The sequence below is a fragment of the Thalassotalea sp. G20_0 genome (assembly GCF_017744175.1).
Lineage (GTDB): Bacteria > Pseudomonadota > Gammaproteobacteria > Pseudomonadales > Endozoicomonadaceae > Endozoicomonas.
The window spans coordinates 1-1,705 of sequence record NZ_JAGHQV010000181.1 but is presented as its reverse complement, the minus strand read 5'-3'; the positions used below and the strand labels follow the sequence as shown (position 1 = coordinate 1,705).

General features: G+C 51.7%; 3 protein-coding genes. All 3 read right to left on the bottom strand.

What is annotated here, in order from left to right; all coding sequences use genetic code 11:
• On the bottom strand, positions 1 to 303 hold a 303-nt coding region (locus J7438_RS25360; RefSeq protein ID WP_209278825.1), incomplete at its 3' end, for a hypothetical protein.
• Between the two features lie 118 nt (positions 304 to 421).
• Complete coding sequence (locus J7438_RS25355; RefSeq protein ID WP_209204573.1) at positions 422 to 715, bottom strand: head-tail joining protein; 294 nt, start codon at positions 713 to 715, stop codon at positions 422 to 424.
• 24 nt (positions 716 to 739) lie between these two features.
• Positions 740 to 1,705: major capsid protein (locus J7438_RS25350; protein WP_209278824.1), on the bottom strand; the 966-nt coding region annotated here is incomplete at its 5' end.

The following is a 1,705-nucleotide window of genomic DNA, read 5'->3' as shown; positions in this document are numbered from 1 at the left end:
GCGTTTGGATTGTTGGTAACGGTGTTGCCAGTTATCCTTTCGTTCAAAGATCAGTTCCCGGGAAGCATTGACCGGCTGCATCAGGAAACTGTTTTCCCAGAAACTGTGACTGCCTACCCGGACACCTCGGCGTGTTTGTCTTGGGTTACCCAGACGATGGGCACCCACTTCATTAATACCAATCCAGATGGTCAGGTAACGCTCTTTTCTGCCGTAGCTTTTATTGAGCCTTACCTTGATCCGGTTCAGCTCCTTCAGCCGTTTTTGTGATACTTTCATGCGTCGGGACATATCACGTAGCACTTGCCGTTCAGCCCAGCGGCTCAGTTTGGACAGGGCTCTTTGAATGGCTTGCTCTGTTTTTTCCGGGGACTGTTTGAACAGGGCGGTGAGTTCTTCAATATCGCCGCTGACTTCCTATTCAATGAGCATGGATATTCCATTTGGCTAAATAGCCATCGTCTTTCAGTTTTCGGTCGACTTCATAAACCTGACCATTGGCCAACACGGTATCGCCACGCTTCAGCCGGATAGCACTATCCACAGAGAGAATGGTGACTTCACCCTGGACAGCCTCATATTTGCCAAGCTCTACCAGTTCTTTATTGATAATGCCCCGGGTTTCCAGCGATGACTGATCCGAAAACGTCAGTAAAACCGACTGCCCAAAGGTTGAAAGAATGGTGTGGTCCATCACTTTGAAGGCTTTATCCATTGGAGCAGTCTCCTGTTGTTATGGTTAGCTCATGGTCAGCTTGATCACTGCCCGTGGTCGTAAATTGATAGGCAACGGATTGGATTGGGTATGAACAATCACACCCTTCTCAAAATCCATGACCTTCTGCTTGGCGGAGCGTGGCAGGCCGATGGTGTTAACGGTTTCGACAAAATCTGCCGGCGCAAACCAGGTCTTGAAGATATCCGCACCGGTTGGGTAGAGATAAGCTTCATTGGCCGCGACAAAGTCATTGCCACCCACTGAGCCCCGGTACTCTTCCCAATCAATATCCGCAAAACGGAACCGGCCCTTGGGATCGGTACGCAGGGCTTCACCATCCTGCCAACGCTGGTAGGCTTCTTTTACTGACTTGTGGCCAACCAGCCCATCAAAGAAGTCAGAGCCACAGAATGCATGGAGACCGCTGTAGGGCAAGGCTCCCAACGCATCATCCACCAGACGACGGGCTTTTACGCCCTGGGTACGAACGTCAGTGGTTGTGCTGCTGAACTTGAAGTCATGGGTTTGCTGAGTAACACCGAACTCATCAAACAGGTTGTAGAGAATGGTGCTGCCATCGCCATCCAGTATTTCACCCTTGAGTGCCCCCATGCGTAGAAACTCCAGCGTCACCTCATGGTTGGCATTCATCTTCTGCAGCCGTTGGTTCACAACAGCCTGTACTCCCTGCATGGCATCCTCACTGCCAAACTGACGGACATTCTGCACTTCCGCCGCCAGAATGGTGCTGTCATGGGGAATATGGGGCACCACAAAGCTGTGCAGCTGACGTTTATCACCAATGGCCTGAGTGGCTGGTGCGCCACGCTCGGTTGAGGGCAACAAGCGGAGTTCTCCGTTAATGCTCTCTACCACGACGGTTGTTGTATTGATACCGCTCTCCTGAAAAAGCCCCAGTTGCCCAAGACGACCAGGCTTGTAGTCCATCTCATTGATGGTGGCGGTCAGGCTGGTAAGGCTGAACGC

Excerpts from the sequence above, each read along its gene's own strand:
- J7438_RS25355 (WP_209204573.1), bottom strand. The coding sequence starts at position 715 with ATGGATAAAGCCTTCAAAGTGATGGACCACACCATTCTTTCAACCTTT.